Source organism: Dokdonia sp. Hel_I_53 (assembly GCF_007827465.1).
Taxonomy (GTDB): Bacteria; Bacteroidota; Bacteroidia; order Flavobacteriales; family Flavobacteriaceae; genus Dokdonia.
In genome coordinates this window covers 115511-133517 of the sequence record NZ_VISL01000001.1, presented here as the reverse complement: position 1 = coordinate 133517, position 18007 = coordinate 115511, and the positions used below count along the sequence as shown (strand labels likewise).

General features: G+C 34.6%; 9 protein-coding genes. 4 read left to right on the top strand and 5 right to left on the bottom strand.

Features of this window, described 5'->3' with window-relative positions; translation table 11 throughout:
- Positions 1-488 precede the first annotated feature (488 nt).
- The gene (locus OD90_RS00585; protein WP_144665286.1) at positions 489-4211 is read right to left on the bottom strand and encodes a metallophosphoesterase; all 3723 of its coding nucleotides are present in this window, start codon (positions 4209-4211) and stop codon (positions 489-491) included.
- 47 nt (positions 4212-4258) lie between these two features.
- On the opposite strand from OD90_RS00585, the gene OD90_RS00580 reads away from it, so the two are divergent.
- On the top strand, positions 4259-5500 hold the full coding sequence (locus OD90_RS00580; RefSeq protein WP_144665285.1) for a Pycsar system effector family protein: 1242 nt from the start codon (positions 4259-4261) through the stop codon (positions 5498-5500).
- A 71-nt stretch (positions 5501-5571) separates the two neighbouring features.
- Here OD90_RS00580 and OD90_RS00575 read toward each other — a convergent pair whose 3' ends face one another.
- Complete coding sequence (locus OD90_RS00575) at positions 5572-7959, bottom strand: GAF domain-containing protein (RefSeq protein ID WP_144665284.1); 2388 nt, start codon at positions 7957-7959, stop codon at positions 5572-5574.
- 78 nt (positions 7960-8037) lie between these two features.
- On the opposite strand from OD90_RS00575, the gene OD90_RS00570 reads away from it, so the two are divergent.
- The 3 genes from OD90_RS00570 (at position 8038) to OD90_RS00560 (ending at position 11335) form a co-directional block, all read left to right on the top strand.
- Positions 8038-9174, top strand: a complete 1137-nt coding sequence (locus tag OD90_RS00570) for a TlpA disulfide reductase family protein (protein ID WP_144665283.1) — start codon at positions 8038-8040, stop codon at positions 9172-9174.
- A gap of 66 nt (positions 9175-9240) precedes the next feature.
- Positions 9241-10311, top strand: a complete 1071-nt coding sequence (locus tag OD90_RS00565; RefSeq protein WP_144665282.1) for an endonuclease/exonuclease/phosphatase family protein — start codon at positions 9241-9243, stop codon at positions 10309-10311.
- A 136-nt stretch (positions 10312-10447) separates the two neighbouring features.
- Positions 10448-11335: a mechanosensitive ion channel family protein gene (locus tag OD90_RS00560; protein ID WP_144665281.1), complete on the top strand. Its 888-nt coding sequence runs from the start codon at positions 10448-10450 to the stop codon at positions 11333-11335.
- A 158-nt stretch (positions 11336-11493) separates the two neighbouring features.
- On the opposite strand, the gene OD90_RS00555 is transcribed toward OD90_RS00560, so the two are convergent.
- Genes OD90_RS00555 through OD90_RS00545 form a run of 3 tightly spaced genes read right to left on the bottom strand, consistent with a single transcriptional unit; the run spans position 11494 to position 17788 of the window.
- Positions 11494-13518: an OmpA family protein gene (locus OD90_RS00555; RefSeq protein WP_144665280.1), complete on the bottom strand. Its 2025-nt coding sequence runs from the start codon at positions 13516-13518 to the stop codon at positions 11494-11496.
- A 1-nt stretch (position 13519) separates the two neighbouring features.
- The gene (locus tag OD90_RS00550) at positions 13520-14428 is read right to left on the bottom strand and encodes a type IX secretion system membrane protein PorP/SprF (protein ID WP_144665279.1); all 909 of its coding nucleotides are present in this window, start codon (positions 14426-14428) and stop codon (positions 13520-13522) included.
- A 15-nt stretch (positions 14429-14443) separates the two neighbouring features.
- Positions 14444-17788, bottom strand: coding sequence for a gliding motility-associated C-terminal domain-containing protein (locus OD90_RS00545; protein WP_144665278.1), 3345 nt, complete (start codon positions 17786-17788; stop codon positions 14444-14446).
- Positions 17789-18007: the final 219 nt, after the last annotated feature.

Here is an 18007-nt window from a genome sequence, read left to right as displayed (position 1 = left end):
ACTTACGGTATTCAGGGCAAGATTATTGTCTCTGCATTATTTTGTTATGTTTTGGTTCTGTAAACGGGGTTCCTTAGACTGAACAAATACAATCAAACACTAAATGCCTAAATCTAAAGAGACTTCAGCTCAGAAATCAAGTACTTTGAAGATGAACACTCTGATGAAAAACTAAAGAATAAAGTAGTTAATACCACTATTAATATCTATGATCAACAGCAAAGACTTCTATCATAAAAATTTTTATCTCACAAGTCCCACAATAACCAGGGCTGAGCCTATCCTACTGCTGTACATTTTTTTGGTTTAGCAAACAAGTTTTTTATCAATCAGAAAAGTATGCTTTCAAAAGAGCTAAAGAACTAGCTCTAATCAAAAAAAAAATCCTGCGAAGTTACCTCGCAGGATTAATTAAACTATTTAAAACTGTCAACCATTTTAAAATAATTGATGTTCTTGAGGTTACTAAAAATGTAATAAGGCAGGGTCTACAAACGAACACCGAATCTAAAATCAATACGCATTCCATCTTCTCCCACAAATGCTCCTACTTGTCCTGAAACGGTATCAATCATATTGACCCAAAATCCTCCCCCAAAGTCATTATGCCATTTATCACTTTCTTGATTATCAACCCAAACTCTACCTAAATCTCCTCCACCAAAAACACCGATTTGAACAGGTAATAACCCAGCAGAGAATTGGTCAAAGCTATACCTCAAGTCTGCAGAGCCTGCTAGTGCTGCTTCTCCAGTAAATCTATTAAAGCGATAACCTCTTAATCCTGTACGTGCTCCTAATGAAGCTGCTTGATAAAATTCAAAGTCATCACCCAATCTAAGTTGCGATTGAATAAGCGTTTTTAAAACGAGTTTTCTATTACGAGAGAGCGCATTATAGAATCCCATTTTAGGGTTGAGATACGCATACATTCTATCTCCAGAACTAAGGTTACGCTTACCACCTACAATCGCTGCAAATTCAAATCCTCTAGTGGGGTTAGCATCATTATCTGCACTTACATAAGTGTAAGCCCCTTCTACTCCAACAAAGGATTGCCCTCCATAGAAATTGTTAAGATCTGGCGTAAAGATTTCTGGGTCTGCTAGAACTCTACCTTCTGTTTGTTCTATCTCAATTCTTTCAAAATTTGCTATTATTCTTAATTTGCTTCCAAAGGTATTATCACTCTCAACACCTAGGTGTGCACCTAACTCACCATTGCGTACTCTATTGTAATCTAGACCTAAATCATCGTCAAAATTTTCTGTTTCATTACCAAAACCAAAGAAGTTACGGGAAAAGCTTTCATTGGTAAACTTACCTCCTACCACGAGATTCCACTGTCCAAAGGCATTTGCAAAATCACCTTCATAGTTTAAGTTAATCGCCTTTGTGGCAAATGAATAGGTAGCATTAAAAGTATGCTTACTAGAAAAAGGGTCATTTTTAAACCCAAAAGTGGTAAATACATCTGATATTCCTACCAAGAACCCATCGTCTGGGTTAAAACCTATGGCAGGAAGAATACTATTAGATACACTCTTTTTCTTAAGTGGATCATAGGTATTGAAATTATAAATGTTTGAAAATTTAATATGTGCACCACCTCTCTGTTTAACAGTATTAGGTTTTGTTTTGTGTTCAAAAACCTTTAGTCTACGCCCATCTTCTATATCATAAATATCGTTGTTCTGACCACCTATGATTTTCATTTTTATAGGTCTTTTGCCCTCACCACTTACATGAAATACATCATCATCATCTAATCCATATATCCATATTTCTCTAGTTTCATCAGATCTAATGAGCCTATCTACAAAAGGTTCTTGGACTTTATCATCTTTGATTCTAGAAATTTGTACTCTTGTTTCTCCATTTCCTCTTGTAATTTCAAAGTGATCATCCTTATCTGTTCCCGTAATAATTATTAGTGAAGAAATGTAATTATAGTAGTCTTTTGCAATATCAACAATATTTGATCTACGTTCTCTCAAACTTTCCTTTATCGTACTAACACCCAGATCTTGCACTTCCAATGGAAGCTTAGAAAAAGCGATATCTATCTCTTCATCAGAAAGATTATCTTGAATAAACTGCGCTTCACGTATCCAATCTTGCTTTGTGGCATTCCTTAGTAACGTACGGTCCATCTTAATGCCTGCTTCATTAATCCATTTTACATTTTCTACATCACCATCATAATTTTGAAATTGTTGTACTGCGGGTATTAATGTTTTTAATGTTCCTAAGATTGCTCCGTCAAATTTAGAAAAGACTTGATCTCTATCTCTTGGAATAGGTTTATAAATTTTTTTTCCATTCTCATCAAATCTTGCCCATCTCCATTGGTCCGTATGTCTATCCCAGTCTCCTATGAGCATATCAAAAATACGTGCTCTCAAAAAAGCGTTTTCATCTACCTGATACTCTTCATCATCTCGTAAATTCTCAAATAAGTCTTCTGTGCTATCAATACTGTCTGGATTTCCAAAAGAATCTACCATCAGGAAATCTTCATCGGGTCTCTCTTCTATAAAGTATAATTCATCTCCATATTCATCATTGTACTTACCTAATGCTTTATGCTTAGGGATATATACTAGCTTAGGATTTGTATGATAAATACCTACCGCATTAGAAAGCTCTGCTACGGCTAATGATGCATAAGGATGCGCAGAAGTATAGAAGTCTAAAATTAAATCTTCTGTAAAAGTATTTTTAAATTCTTCCTGTACAAATTTATCTTTGAAAGCAACACTTTGTAAAAATTGTACTGCGCTCTTTCGTAAAGCTCTTAAATTATATGCTCTACCATCTTTGTCTCTTAGTCGTAAAGACCTTGTTTGATGACCACCTCCTTTTCTATCTACTGTAAACCCACCCATAAGTGTGTCTAGCGTAGCTACTTGAGCCGTAACTGGAGTGCCATAGACTTCTCTATAGTGGTCTCCCCAAAGTGATTTATGAACTTCAGAAACATCTGTGTCATTTTGCTGGTATATTGATGCTTTAACGGTTTGTGGATAAAATTTTGGTAAGGAATCTAAGTTTACTTTCTTTCTAGGGGGGAATACCTCTTTAGTAAATAAAAGCTTAGGATTTCCGTCTACAGCGCTGTAGAAGCGCACGGCAGAAGACTCGTCTTCAAATATATCTAAGATTGCAAACCCTTGACCTCCATAAGAGAAAAGACCATCATCACCTAAGGCTGCTGCAGATTGCTTTGCGCCCGCACCACTTACGATCTGTTTAATGGCATCGTGCTCAATATATTGTAAGCTATGTTCATGTCCAGAAGCAAATATTACCTTATCAGTATCACTTGCTAAGACAGAGATACGTTGCATTAACTCATTATACTGTTTATTATATCTATCCTGTATAGAAACCCCTCCCTGCGACCGTATTTGAGTAACGAGTGATGCAAGTATTGGTAATGGAAATTTACTCTGTGATGGGTATAAGTGTTTATCAATACTGTACTTTCCTCCGTGAATACCATTAGTATACATAGGGTGATGCATGACAACAACTATTGTTTTTTCATTATTTTTCTTAAACTCATTCTCGATCTCAAGAAATAATGCCTCCCTTGTTCTAATGGTACACTCATCATTTATCGTAGGATGATTATCCCAATTTTCTAAATACCATTGTGTATCAATAATCATTAACTCTATCTCATCATTTACACCTTTCATCTCGATAGGGCAACCGTTCTCTGGTTGAAAAGCCTCATTATCATCAAAAGCATCTTTTATATATTTCTCTTGACGTTTTACTCCCTCTACACCTCCTGCGTACCAATCATGATTTCCTGGAATAAATAATTTCTTTCCTTCAAAATTTTCAACAGAAGCTATTTGTATATTTAGTCTTCTTTCTGCTTCTTTACGCTCTGGGCTTTTTTTCTTAGGAAGTCCGGCCTCGTATATATTATCTCCTAAAAATATGGCATAATCATTTTCAGTTTTTGAGGTATCTATAACTTTTTTAAAAGCATCAAGAGCATACGTACTCCCACCATCTTTATCTCCACCAGCGTCACCTATTAAATAAAAAGAGGTGTTTATACGCTTTCGCGAAAGCGAACTGTTATCAAAATTTTCTGGTTGAAATTTTTCATCTAGATATTTTGCATTGTACGTTGCACAGCCGCTTAAGAGCAGGCAGAGCAAGACGTTAAGAAAAAGGTAATTTTTATTCATCTGTTATTATTTGATGTATTTTTAGTCTCTAATATTAGTTAATAACCATGAGCCAAATCTTAAAAAAAGCTGATCAATTTGTTTCTGAACTATTTGATAATGAACTTCCTAAAACGTGTATTTATCACAACTACGTGCATACTAAAAGAGTTCTTAAAAGTACCCAAGAAATAATAGATAATAGTGAAAGAAAACTTAAAGATGATGAAAAGCTCGCTTTACAACTAGCTGCACTTCTGCATGATGTTGGGTATATAAATGGGACCAAAGACCATGAGGCAGAAAGCGCAAAAATTGCTCGAGAGTTTCTTCAGGAAAATAATGTCGACAGCGAATTAACAGATGAAATAGTCAATATTATCCTAGCGACAGATATGCGCGTGGAGCCTCAAACATTTTTAGAAAAAGTACTTAGAGATGCTGATGCTTCGCACTTCTCAAAAGGATATTTTCCAGAAGCAAGTGAATATTTGAGACAAGAGCTTAAAATAAAAGGCATCAAAGACTACACCCCTGAAGAATGGGTGAAAGCTAATATAGAGATGTTTACTGTAAAGCATCAATATTATACAGATTATGCCTTAGAGAATTGGAAGCCTAAGAAGGATGAAAATCTTAAAAAACTTTTGAAAACGCGCAAGAAAAATAAAAAAATGCGCAAGAAAGAGAGAATTAAGGTTAAACTTAAAGATGCTAGTCCAGAAAAAGGAATACAGTCTATGTATCGTATTGCTTTGCGTAATCATATTAAACTGAGCGATATTGCAGATACAAAAGCAAATATCTTACTCTCTGTAAATGCCATTGTAATCTCATTGGCACTTGCTAATCTTATTCCCAAACTGGAATCACCTAGTAATGCACACCTTATTTATCCCACGGCAATCTTTGTTATGTTTGCTGTGCTTTCTATGGTCTTGAGTATTCTTGCCACTAGACCTAATGTGACTCGTGGGGAGTTTGACAAAGAAGATGTACGGAAGAAAAAGGTAAACCTTCTGTTCTTTGGAAATTTTCATAAGATGAAGCTAGAGGATTATGAGTGGGCTATAGGAGAAATGCTTCAAGATAAAGATTACATCTATTCTGCACTCACTAAAGATTTATATTTCTTAGGAGTAGTTTTAGATAGAAAGTATAAACTCCTGCGTATAACTTATAATGTATTTATGGTAGGAATTATCATTTCTGTTTTGACATTTGCGATTTTCTTTGCGTATCGCGATAAAGTTGTAGAGGTTGTAGAAGATGTAGAAGGACTGGCAAATATAATTTCTAGCCTTATATAGCATAACAGTAAAAATCAAAATCAGGTCTGTATAAATTATACAGACCTGATTTTTTTTACCGAGCTCAATAATTAAGACGATATTTCGTCAATTAAATCTTCGTAGGTATAAAATTCCTTTTTATTAGGTCCTTTTTGCTGTTTATATAGAATATTAACCCGTATAGCTTTTAGTCCCGTTACAGCCTGTAAATCCTCTAACTCGAGAATTTCTATTTGATCTCCTAGCTGATTTTTAGCTTGTAAGAAGCTTATATACTTTAAATATTCTTTTTCATCTTCCCTTTGAGAATATACAATTGTCAATTTACCAGCTTGTGTGATACGCTCTTCGGTGCCCTTTATAAATGCCTTATCTACACGTTTTTTCACAACCTCGTATCTAGCATTATAAGTGCCATCAACATCAAAACGTTTTTCATCCATACGATAACGAACAGAAAGTGATGTATTAAATACTAAAATCATAGAAGCTACTTCAAGTGGTTTTTCTTGCTTTCGCGAAAGCGAGAAATGTACATTCTCCATCTCACAAACCATTTGTAATTGCCATAATCTTAAGTTATATAGGTAAATCTTATTAAAACTTTCGTCCTTAGTGATAGATTCTCCTATATACATATTATGTTCAACCCCATCTGTTTTAAAAAGCTCAAAAAAATGAGGGTACATCTTTTGTGCTTCTTTTTGTTTTCTTTCAAGTAATGATGCCATGCGACGGTTAAGAAGCATAACAGACTCGTCGTAAACCTTACGATGTTTATAAACCAAACCTAAGTTATCTTCTAGCTGGCTTCTATAAGAAGATATGAGTTTATGTAACTCATCGTTTTTCTTTAATAAATGAGAAAATAAAGGGCGTATATTTGAGCTTAAAAAGTTTAAAATTTTACGCTCACTATCTACTTCCAGAGCAAGCGTGGTTTCTTTAAAATATTCTTGAAGAGTAAAAATTAATTGCTCGTAAATAGGTAAGTTTTCATTTTTAAAAGCTTCCTCAAGTATTTCTATTGCATTAGATAATTGCAGTAAAATATCTTGTTGTGTAGCAGTATTTCGAGCCTCTGAAGAGCCCTTAATATCAACCTGAGCAAATAATGGGTAGACGTTTCTAAAGACTACATCTCTAAACTGAACATTACTATCCCCCTCTAGTTGTAACTTTAAAAATCGTTTTGCCTCTTGTTCAAATTTCCAGTACACACTTTTGTGTATAGAGGTACATTCATTTTGTATAATAAGGTCAATTTCATTCTCCTGTTTTTCTTTACTCCTCAAAACAGAGTCAACTAAATAGGGCATTACATCTGCCAGTTTATTAGAGTTAATACTGTTAAGCGCTCCTTTGTTAGGTGAAGCAAGTTCCAGAATACCTAATAGCTGTCCGTTGTTTCTTATGGGTGCTAAAATCACACTCTTAATACCTTGATCATAAAGATTTTCGTACATCTTTATGGATGGGTTCTGCTTGTGATATTTTACAACATCTGAAATTGCAAAATAAGAACCTGTTTTGAAAACAGAGTCATAAGAACCTTTACATAAAATACTATTACATGATCCCTCAGACTGTCCATATAGCAAATAACTGCTTATTTCTTTAAAAGGAACAAGTTCAAAAGTTTGTTGTTCTTTATTATAATTTGAAAAACCTATTTGTAATTCTGGAAGATTAAAAAGAGATTGAAATATTGTATGAAAGTCGTGTGTAAAATCATGGTTTTCTTGTTCATACCTCAACAAACCAGATTTTAAATTTGATATGGAGGCATCTGTGGTTGCGTCATAGAGATTAGCGATCACAAATCCTTTAAAAATATAACTTTCTGGAGGGAATTTCTCTCTCCACAAATCAATATTTTCAAAACTATCCAAGAGTATATCTACATCTTCTTGGGTTATAACAGGTGTATTCTTTTTCTTTTCTATAGCGACATAATCTGCATTATATAGCATTCTATAATGTCTCATCATACCAGTAGCATCTGGTATTTCATAGAAAAATGGTCTCCTGAAGTCAATTTTAAAATTATAGCATTTCATTAAAATAATGCTACATCCCATTATATAATAATGATCATCATTAAAATTTTTTATTTTAGGAATAAAGCCGTTTCCAGGTATCGCGACAATATCTTTATAACGCTGGCTTGATTTGATCGCAGCTTCTTGAAATGGCATAGAAGCAACCTTAATTTCATTATGCTGTAATGCATTTGGAAACAAGTCATTCAGACAATTGTCTATCTCCTTTTGGTATTGAGCAATTTCCTCGGTATTTTTAAGCCCAGTTACAAGTTTAGGGTTACTTTCAATTAGCCCAGTTATTTCTTGCGCCCTGTGGAGCTGAGAACCAGTGGCATCAGAAAGCTGCTCCTTATAGTGTTGAGCTAGTTTTGATAAACTAAAGCGCAACTCTAAAGGTGATTCTTGCTGTTTAAAATGCCAGGTGTTTTTCATACTATTTACCTACAAAGATCCACATCCTTTCTGTATTATACGATGTAGTCGTATTTTTGTTACCTAAAATTACAGAAAATGAATCGAATATTTATTTTATTACTCATCGTTCTAGTATCTTCTTGCTCAAATAAAGACACTAATCGTATAAAGGGAACTGCTGTGGGGGTGCCAGAGGGTACTCAAATAGTGCTTGAAGAACTTGGCGAAAATAATAAACGGATTGCCATTGATACCGCAATAGTGGCATCAGAAAAATTTTCCTTTGATACTACTATATCAGATGGAAAAGGGCTTCTGTTGCTTAGTATAGAAAAAAATCAACCTCCACTTTTGTTAGTAAAAGAGGATAAACCAGTCATGATTACACTTTATAAAGATAGTATTGCAACTTCTCTAGTAGAAGGAAGTGTAGAAAATGAGCTATTCAACCAGTATCGTAATAAAAACAGGATTGAATCTACAAAAAAACAAAAGTTGTCTATTGATATGCAAGTCTCGCAAAGAGAAACTGATGGTATAATGGTGAACTTATTAAGAAAACAAATTGCAGCTTTAGATAAATCCTCTGTTGAAGATAAAAAGCAACTAGTTACTAATAACCCTGATAAAATGGTTGCTATAATGGCGTTATCTGACCTTGTAAATGCTAAGAAATTAACTATAGAAGAAACAGAAAGCTATTTTAACAGCCTTTCCAGTGATGTACAAAACTCTATTATAGGAAATAGTGTAGAGAATTACATTGCACAACTTAAGTCACAACGTATTGCGAGTAATCTTGCTAGCGTAGGCAATAAAGCACCAGATTTTACAGCAAAAACTCCCGATGGCAAAGAATTATCACTTAATGAAGTCTTAGGAAAATATACAATTATTGACTTTTGGGCATCTTGGTGTGGACCCTGTCGTAGAGAAAATCCTAATGTTGTGAATGTATATAATCAATATCACGATAAAGGACTTAATATCATAAGCGTATCACTAGATCGCCCAGGACAAGAAGAACGTTGGAAAAAAGCCATCATTAAAGATAAAATGGACTGGAACCATGTGTCAAATCTTCAATTTTGGCAAGATCCTATCCCTAGAAAATATGGTGTACGAGCAATACCTGCTACTTTTTTACTTGATGAGAATGGCGTAATTATCGCAAAAGACCTTAGAGGTCCTGCCTTAGGCGCAAAAATGGCAGAACTTCTAGGAGAGAGCTAAAAACATTCAATCTTAAACTATTGTAAAAAGCATCGCATTAAAGGCGATGCTTTTATATTTTTACGTATGCTTATAGCCCTATATGTAATTTTTATTCTATTTCCTCTCCTACCTCTACTCCCGTCTAGCCACTGGTGTGTACGATTTTTTGATTTTGTACGAATTCAAACAGCTTTTATACAGATTTTACTGCTTATTGCTGGGTTTATATTTTGGTCTTCTTTTCAAGATATCCATTATATCCTTTTAGGATTATTGGCAGCTGTTTTATCTTATCAGCTATGGTTAATACAGCCATACACTCCTTTTTATCATAGACGTAAACCACAAGCAACATTTCATGAAGACAAGCTTACGTTAATTACCGCAAATGTGCTTCAAACCAATCATAACTACGATAAGTTTATATCAATTGTAAAAAAGAATTCCCCAGACATTTTCATCACTATGGAGTCTGATCAAAAGTGGGAGAAAGCTATTTCTAAAGCATTTCCAGAATACAAGCATACTGTAAAAGTACCTTTAGATAATTTTTATGGAATGCATATGTATTCCAAAGTTCCGTTCCAAACAGCAGACGTTAAATACTTAGTTGAACAAGATATTCCATCCATCCATTGTGAATTAAAATTTGCTCACCAGCAATTTAATCTCATTGCGATCCATCCTGCTCCACCTAGTCCTACTGAAAATGAAACATCAAAAGAAAGAGATGCAGAACTTATGATTGTAGGGAAGATTTGTAGAGAATCAAAAGATGCTACTGTAGTTTGTGGGGATTTAAATGATGTAGTGTGGTCAAAAACATCTCGCCTTTTTACAAAAATCACTGGATATCACGACCCACGTGTAGGTCGGGGGTTATACCCTTCTTTTCATGCAAATTATTGGTTACTAAGGTTTCCTTTAGATCACCTATTTTACTCAAAAGATCTCCATGTAACAAAAATGAATCGTCTCGAAACATTTGGTTCAGATCACTTTGCTATGTATTACGAAATTGCATTTCCTTTAAAAGACACTGATGTTGAAAACCCCAGCATCCCTGAAGATGTTCACGAAGAAATAGAAGATATTATCGAAGAGGGGCATTTATCTGCAAAAAAAACACAGGGTAATCCAAGGATTGCTTTATAGTTTTATAGGGGCTACGCTTTCGCGAAAGCGTAACTTATATTATAAATTCTAATGAAATAGACCGTTAATGATGGTTAAAAAAATTGATTTCTTTTAACTCTATTATTAATTTACCGCAAAACTTACTAAATGTACTATGGATAAAATTACAGAATCATTTAACAATCTTAGTGACAAATTATGGGGCTGGGTTGAAGCATTTATTAAAAATCTACCGAATCTTGGGGTGGCAGTAGTTGTTTTGCTTATTGCCTATTTTATATCTCGCTTTGTAAATAAGTATTCTCAAAAGATCATTCAGAAATATGTTCCCCAAAGATCTATTGTAAAACTTATAGGGAGAGCTCTTGCGGTAATTGTGGTACTTATAGGACTTTTCCTTGCCTTAGGAGTGCTTAATCTGGATAAAACATTAAATACGCTTATTGCTGGTGCTGGGGTTTCAGGTTTAGTAATAGGTCTTGCTTTACAAGGAGCTTTAGCAAATGGAATCGCTGGTGTTATTCTATCTTTTAGAAAAAGGGTTAACATAGGGGATTGGATTGAAACAAGTGGTTACACTGGGTTTATTGAAGATATTAAGCTTAACAATTTTAGTATAAGAGAGCCAGATAATAATATTGTAGTGATTCCTAATAAAACAGTTACAGATAACCCTATGAAAAATTACTCTGTGACTAAACGCATGCGTATTATTATAGAATGTGGCGTAGGTTATGAATCTGATTTAGAGCTGGTAGAAAAACTTACCAAAGATACCATAAATGAAAAATTTTCTCAGGATGGAAAAAATGAAGAGGTAGAGTTTTTCTATACTGAATTTGGCGGTAGTTCAATTAATTTTATCTGTAGATACTGGGTAGATTGTGTAAATGGAAAACAAAAACTTTCTGCAAAACACAAAGGAATGCTTGCCATCAAGAAATCATTTGACACCAATGATATAAATATTCCATTCCCGATTAGAACACTACAATTTGACAATACATTGCAAACCAAGGCTCATAATGGTAATGAATCTTAGTTTTTACTAATTTTATTAATAATTTAAAAGCTACTCCATATTGGTTTTTTTATAATTAGTTTAAAGAAATTGGTAAAACAGCATGTCGGATTTAAAGTAACTAAAAACCCCATTTAATAATTATTAAATGGGGTTTTTGATTGTGTATCTATAATTGATTAATAACCTGTAATTTCAAATTCACTTCGCCTATTTAATTGATATTGCTCATCAGTACATTCTCCAGCGGCACATTTAACTACAGGATCTGAACTGCCGAAGCCTTTGTATTCTAAACGAGACGGATTTACACCTTTGCTTACTAGGTAATCAAAAGTTGACTTAGCACGTCTTTCTGAGAGTGGTAAGTTATACGCTGCTGGGCCACGACTATCTGTATGTGACTCAATTTTAAGTTTTATCTTTTCATACTTTAATAGCTTCTTTGCCAACTCATCTAGTACTTTTTCTGAATCCTCTCTAATAACTGATAAATCAAAGTCAAAATAGATAGGTGCGACATCTATATATAATCTTCCATCTTTTTCTATGACCTCTGGTCCTATTGTATCTGTTAGAAGTTCAAAACGACTTGGATCTTTTTCTTTGAGATCCTTTGCTAAGTTTTTCTCATCGATTATTCGTAGTTCTTCTTCTGTAAAGATTCTATCTACTTTGAACACGTAGGGTTCATTAGTATTTCCGCGTACTTCAATTTTCATCCTAGTTTCTGGATAATTATCTCCAGAACCAATAAATGTATAGTCATCTACAGCGAGTGGAATATTAAATGCTGATGGAGCCTCTTTACTTTCATTATAAATTTCTTTCCCTTGGTATCCTTCAATTCTTATTTTGGCATTAGGAATTAATTCATTTGTTACAGCGTCACGTATTTCAAATAATGTATTGAATTCTCTTTTAATAAAATCTCCGTTTTGAATAAAGCTATATATGTCATCATTTGTTCCATTACGACTAGTAGCTACTAAACCGTTATTATCTTTATAATAAGAAAAACTAAAATCGTCATACTTTGAGTTTATAGGTGCTCCCAAATTTATAGGTTCTGTAAAGCCTTTGACGGTAAGTGGCGCCACAAAAACATCTAACATACCAAGACCTACACGACCATTTGTTGAATAATAAAGATCTCCAGTTCCAGAAACATAGGGAAATTGATCTCTTTGAGTTGTATTAATTGTAGGGCCTAGATTAACAGGTGTTCCATAAGATCCATCAAGGCTAATCATTACATAATAAATATCAAAACCTCCAAGGCCCCCATCCATATCTGATGAGAAATATAAACGTCTACCATCCCTCGTAAGTGATGGGTGCATATAAGAGAATTCATCTCTTACAAATGGTAAGCGCTCTGCCTCTCTCCAAATACCATCGATACGAACACTTTTATACAAGTGAACGCGATTTGTTCCTTCTTCGTCAAATATTCGATCTGTATCACCCTCACTGAATGCACTACGAGAGATAAACATTTCTGAACCTTCAGAATTAAAGCAAAAGTTTCCATCGTGTAATTTAGAATTAATAGCTTTAGATAATAAAACAGGCTCATCTGCAAATTCATTTTTATCATTTACACGTACTCCATAAATATCTAAAAAGGGGCGTTGTGTTGTTTTAAAACGCTTGCCAAATAAATTACTTAAAACATTTTCACTAGGTCTATCTGAAACAAAAAATATGCTATCACCTACTCTTACAGCTCCAAAATCATCAGACTCAGAGCTTAAATTGCTTTTAACTATTTTAAAGGCTGAGTTGGTACCTTCTAGTTCTTTTAGTATCTGTAAGGCTTTTTCTTTATCAAAAGGTCGTCCACCATTATTATGATATAACTCTAAATAATCAACCGCCTCTTTGATGTTCCCTTTTACATTAAGAACATCATACATGATAAAATTGTAGTTATTATCATATGATTTGTCACCTTCTAAAAAACGACCTCCTACAAGAAGTTTTAAATATGTCAAGGCATTTGCATAGTCTTGACTTAAATAATAACTAGAAATAAGCTTTGTAAGAATCTCTTTATGATTTTCATTTTCAAATGCAATTGTATAGTTCTCTGCTGCACTAGCAAAATCCCCAACATTATAATATCGATCTGCTCGTTGAAGTTGTGCTATAGCATTTGATACCATAGAAACAACCAGAAATATTGTAAAAATTTTTTTCATCTTAATAAAATCTTGGAGATATGTAACGTTTTTGTAACCCTAATATATCAAAAGCGTATATAAGGAAAACCTCGTGACTACCGTTATTGAAACTATTTAGATCACTCGTATTAAAATCGTAACTATACCCTATTTTTAAATCTTGAGTAATATTAAACCCTGCAAGTGCTGCTATAGCATCTTGATGTCTATATGACACTCCTAGTTCAAATCTATCTGCATATAAAGCGTTAAGAGATAAGTCGAATGTAAGCGGTGAACCACTAATCCACTTTACAACAGTCGATGGTTTAACCTTAAGCATATCGCTCACTTCATAAACATAGCCCCCCATAAAGTATAGTGTAGGAGTCTTCTTGTACAAAATATCTTGTGTTCCAGATTCTATTTCATAAGGGATAACATTAGGGGAGCTTAATCCTAAATAGTAGTTTCTATCAAATAAGAATAGTCCTGCTCCAATATCTATAGAGTTTTTCTGTCCATTTTGGAAACTATCATCTCCTTGCAGGCCTTGGTCTGTAAAGTCTAGACTGAGGTTATCAAGACCTAATTTTAACCCAAAAGATAGATTTGTAGTTTTACCTACATTAATGCGATACGCAAAATTTGCATTTACATAATTTTGTGTAAGTATATTTCCTATCTGATCGTTTACATAATTTATGCCTAATTCTAAACGTTCATTAAGAGGGATGTTTCCAAAAACGTTTGCTGTTTTTGGAGCGCCATCTAAGCCTACCCACTGAGATCGATAAAGGCTTCCTACTCTTATTAAACCAGGCTCATTAATCATATATGCTGGGTTTACTACCCCCATGTTATACATATATTGTGTGTACTGCGGTTCTTGCTGGGCAAACGTAGAAAAACTACAAAATGCCGCGATTATAAATATCTTAATTTTCATCTTGACGTTGTTATGTTATCTACTTAAGTAAAAAGTACCATCTATAGGAGCCGAATTCATATCGTTAGGATAGAAGATATAGAAATATACTCCTGTAGGGAGTTGATTCCCTAGTGAAGAACCAGTATTTGCACTTCCATTAAATAATGGAGTATTTCTATTCCCTTTATAAACAATCGTACCGTATCTATTAAAAATTTGAATATCAAAATTTGGGAAGACATCTGGTAACGAACCTAAACTTAAATCATCATTGATACCATCATCATTATCTGAAACTCCATTAGTAATATCTATTTGACAAGAGTCATTTGATAGAGGCCTTACGCTTGCTTCGTATGGTACGCGATTAGACTCACAACCACTATCATCAAGAGCCGCAAGGTAGTATACCTCTCCGTCTACTAATAAGGTAGATAACGGTAACTCTTCTCCCGCTTCCGCGAAAGCGAACCAAGCAAATTCATCTGCTCCTTCAACATTGAGATCTCCTAGAGTTATTCCATCATTAATACAGTAAAACTCTGCAACGTTTGATACCGTAGGCTCTTCAGGTCTTGCTGTTATAGTAAATGTTATGGTTGTGTCATCCTGTGGGCAGGTACCATTCTCAACAATATATAAATAAGAAAAAGTATTTTCACCAAGACTGGCTACCTCAACTGTACCACCAGGTACTTCTAACATCGTATCGAGGTCAATAAATTCTCCTCCAAGAGTAGCTCCATCTTCTAATAGATCTGACAAGAAAAGCGTATAATCACCAGGACACACAGATGTATTTATCTCTGCTCCAGCAGTTACCTCTTCATAAACAGTTACTGTTACTGTGGCTGTACTGGCTGCACACCCTCCTACTTCTGCAAAACTATAGGTATAGACGCCGCTTACTGCAGTTGTTGGATTAATCTCTGCTGAAGAACCAGATGCACTATAATTATCAGGGCCAGTCCAGTCTCCATTATCATCAGGTGTACCATTTAAAAGACTAAAAAGGTTTACTATCATGTCTTCATTCTCACAATATTCTGTAATTGCATCTATTCCTGCATCTTTCTGTTCAAATACAGTAAAATTTAAAATTGCTTGATCAGTACAACCTGCAGTAGATGTTGTTGTATAGGTAAACTCATACGTTTGTTGAGTATCTATAGCCGGAAAAACAAATGGATTTGAAATGACAGTATTAGAGGCGTCTGTAAATTCGCCTCCTTGAGTTACATTAGCAGTTCCATCTGGGTCTAGCAAATCAAATAAATTTACTGATCCAGCACTATCACACAATTCAACACCAGAGACATCTTCGCCAGCATAATCTGCATCGCCTATTGATACTGTTATTATTGCTTGGGCACTCAAGCATAACCCATTATCAGGAACAGTGTAAATATAATCTCCAGTTGTATTTGTCGAAGGGTCAAATGGGGCTGTATTTGTATCACTTGTATATCCATCTGGTCCTGTCCAACTTCCGTTAGTATCTGGAGTTCCAGCTATTAATGTGAATAAATCAATCTCACCACCATCCCTACATACATCAACAGAGCTATCCATCCCTGGATCATATTGTTGAAAAACTCTAAAACTTAATAAAGCAGCGTCTGTACAACCTTCATCAGTAATAGTGTTATATTCAAAGTTAAAATCTTGTGTAACTGTAGTTATCTCGGGTATTGTAAAGTTGTTATCAATTGTTGTTTGAGTGTCTAAATCTGTCCAAACGCCGTCAGGTCCTACGTAAACAGTATCTGTCCCATTTGTATTAAGAAGGTCTGTCAATACTAGCGTGCCATCAGATTCACAAAATTGATTTTCCTCGATATCTGTTGTATCTTCTCCAGCATAGTTTTTAGGATGTATAACAACAACAACATCTGCCGTTTGTATATCACAAGGGTGCGTACAACTAGCATCTGTATTGCATGAACCAACAATTTGACAATGATAAGATGGCAATACCGTATATCTAAAAACATAAGTTCCAGGGTCTGCTCCGGCAAAACTTATTCTTCCTCTTGACCTATAATTTGTCGTATAACCAATACCGTTTATAAAAGCACTACACCAATCTATGGTAGAGTTACCTGGCACGCGACCTGTGTTATTAAGAATTCCTAAAGTAGAGGGTCCTGATATAAGTTCCCAGTTAGTACAGTTATCATTAGGGTAATCAAAAAGAACATTTTGATCCATCCCTGTAGAAGGGTTATTCCATACCTCAGTTGTAAATTCTAATTGGTCGTACAAGTCTAGACTTACCGGCGACTCTGCATCCTCACAAATTTCATAAGCTACTGTTTGCGAGAATGGTCTAATTTCTTCTGAAATAGTAAATGTGATGGTAGACTCTTTTTCATTACAATCTGCTAGATTGATCCTTGGTTCAACGGTATAGGTATATGAAAAAGATAAACAACCTATAGCTGGACCAAACGTAGTTACATAATCTAAATATGCTTGGTAAAGATTAATAGTATCATCTCCAGGTCCTGAAATTTGACCACTTGGATCAAAGTCACTTGACCAAGTCCCTTCTACATCTTCATTTGCAAGATATTCTGTAGCAAGAGAAATATTTCTATCCCAGGTTCCCCCTGCAACCATTTCTGATTGGCACAAGAATTCAGATCCTGGACTTCCTGACTGAATATCTCTAACTACTTCTACTCTAAAAGTTGATACATCTTCTGCTGCACAAGGTGCTATTCCCTCTACAGTATATGTAAATTCAAAAACATCTGAGTCTACTAAACTTCCATCGTTTGGTGAGTAAGGAATCGTAGCAGAAAATCTACCCTCTTGAGATAAGAACTGAAAATTTGTGGGATCCCCGTCATTACCTATGAAAGCCCATACTCCATTCTCGTGAGGTGCTGGGTTAGATTCAAAAACTTGAAACAAATCAAAATCTATAAGCCCCGCTTCACAGACAGTTATATTTGCTGATGAAGAACCAGACTGCGGTGTAGGAGTGCCAGCGAAAGGCCCTAATACAATATTGAACAAATAGCGGATATCATCTGGACATCCAGAACTAGAATCTAAAAATTGAAATTGATAGCTCGATTCAAATTCCGAAGAATTATCTAAATTCCAAAGATAAAGATCTCCATTGCCTCCAGGATCAAGAGCAAAGTTGAAGTCTGGATCCAAAAACATACCATCAGTATCATTTATTGTAGTTCCAGTAATTGCACTAAGCTCTTCGTAAAGATTAATGATACCATCTGGTATGCTATCACCATCATCGTCTACAGTAGTCATATCACATACTACATAAGTCACTTCTTCTGCACACTGACTGTAAGAAGTAACACTTGTAATTAGTAATAATATTAAAAAAAAGTAAAGTTTCCCCATATAAAATTTAATTTAATTTCGCGAATATAATAGTATTTCTTTATGAAATAATGAAATACTCTAGAAAATGCACCTCAAAAAAAGCATATAGAGTGCTGATAATAAACAGTTTTCTTACTTATTATCAATATCTAAAGCGTATAGGTTGAGACTTTAAAACATTGTAGGGATGAGCAATATTAAATAAAAAAATCCTGAGTTCTTAAGAACTCAGGATTT

Excerpts from the sequence above, each read along its gene's own strand:
- OD90_RS00585 (WP_144665286.1), bottom strand. The coding sequence starts at position 4,211 with ATGAATAAAAATTACCTTTTTCTTAACGTCTTGCTCTGCCTGCTCTTA.
- OD90_RS00580 (WP_144665285.1), top strand. The coding sequence starts at position 4,259 with ATGAGCCAAATCTTAAAAAAAGCTGATCAATTTGTTTCTGAACTATTT.
- OD90_RS00575 (WP_144665284.1), bottom strand. The coding sequence starts at position 7,959 with ATGAAAAACACCTGGCATTTTAAACAGCAAGAATCACCTTTAGAGTTG.
- OD90_RS00570 (WP_144665283.1), top strand. The coding sequence starts at position 8,038 with ATGAATCGAATATTTATTTTATTACTCATCGTTCTAGTATCTTCTTGC.
- OD90_RS00565 (WP_144665282.1), top strand. The coding sequence starts at position 9,241 with ATGCTTATAGCCCTATATGTAATTTTTATTCTATTTCCTCTCCTACCT.
- OD90_RS00560 (WP_144665281.1), top strand. The coding sequence starts at position 10,448 with ATGGATAAAATTACAGAATCATTTAACAATCTTAGTGACAAATTATGG.
- OD90_RS00555 (WP_144665280.1), bottom strand. The coding sequence starts at position 13,518 with ATGAAAAAAATTTTTACAATATTTCTGGTTGTTTCTATGGTATCAAAT.
- OD90_RS00550 (WP_144665279.1), bottom strand. The coding sequence starts at position 14,428 with ATGAAAATTAAGATATTTATAATCGCGGCATTTTGTAGTTTTTCTACG.
- OD90_RS00545 (WP_144665278.1), bottom strand. The coding sequence starts at position 17,788 with ATGGGGAAACTTTACTTTTTTTTAATATTATTACTAATTACAAGTGTT.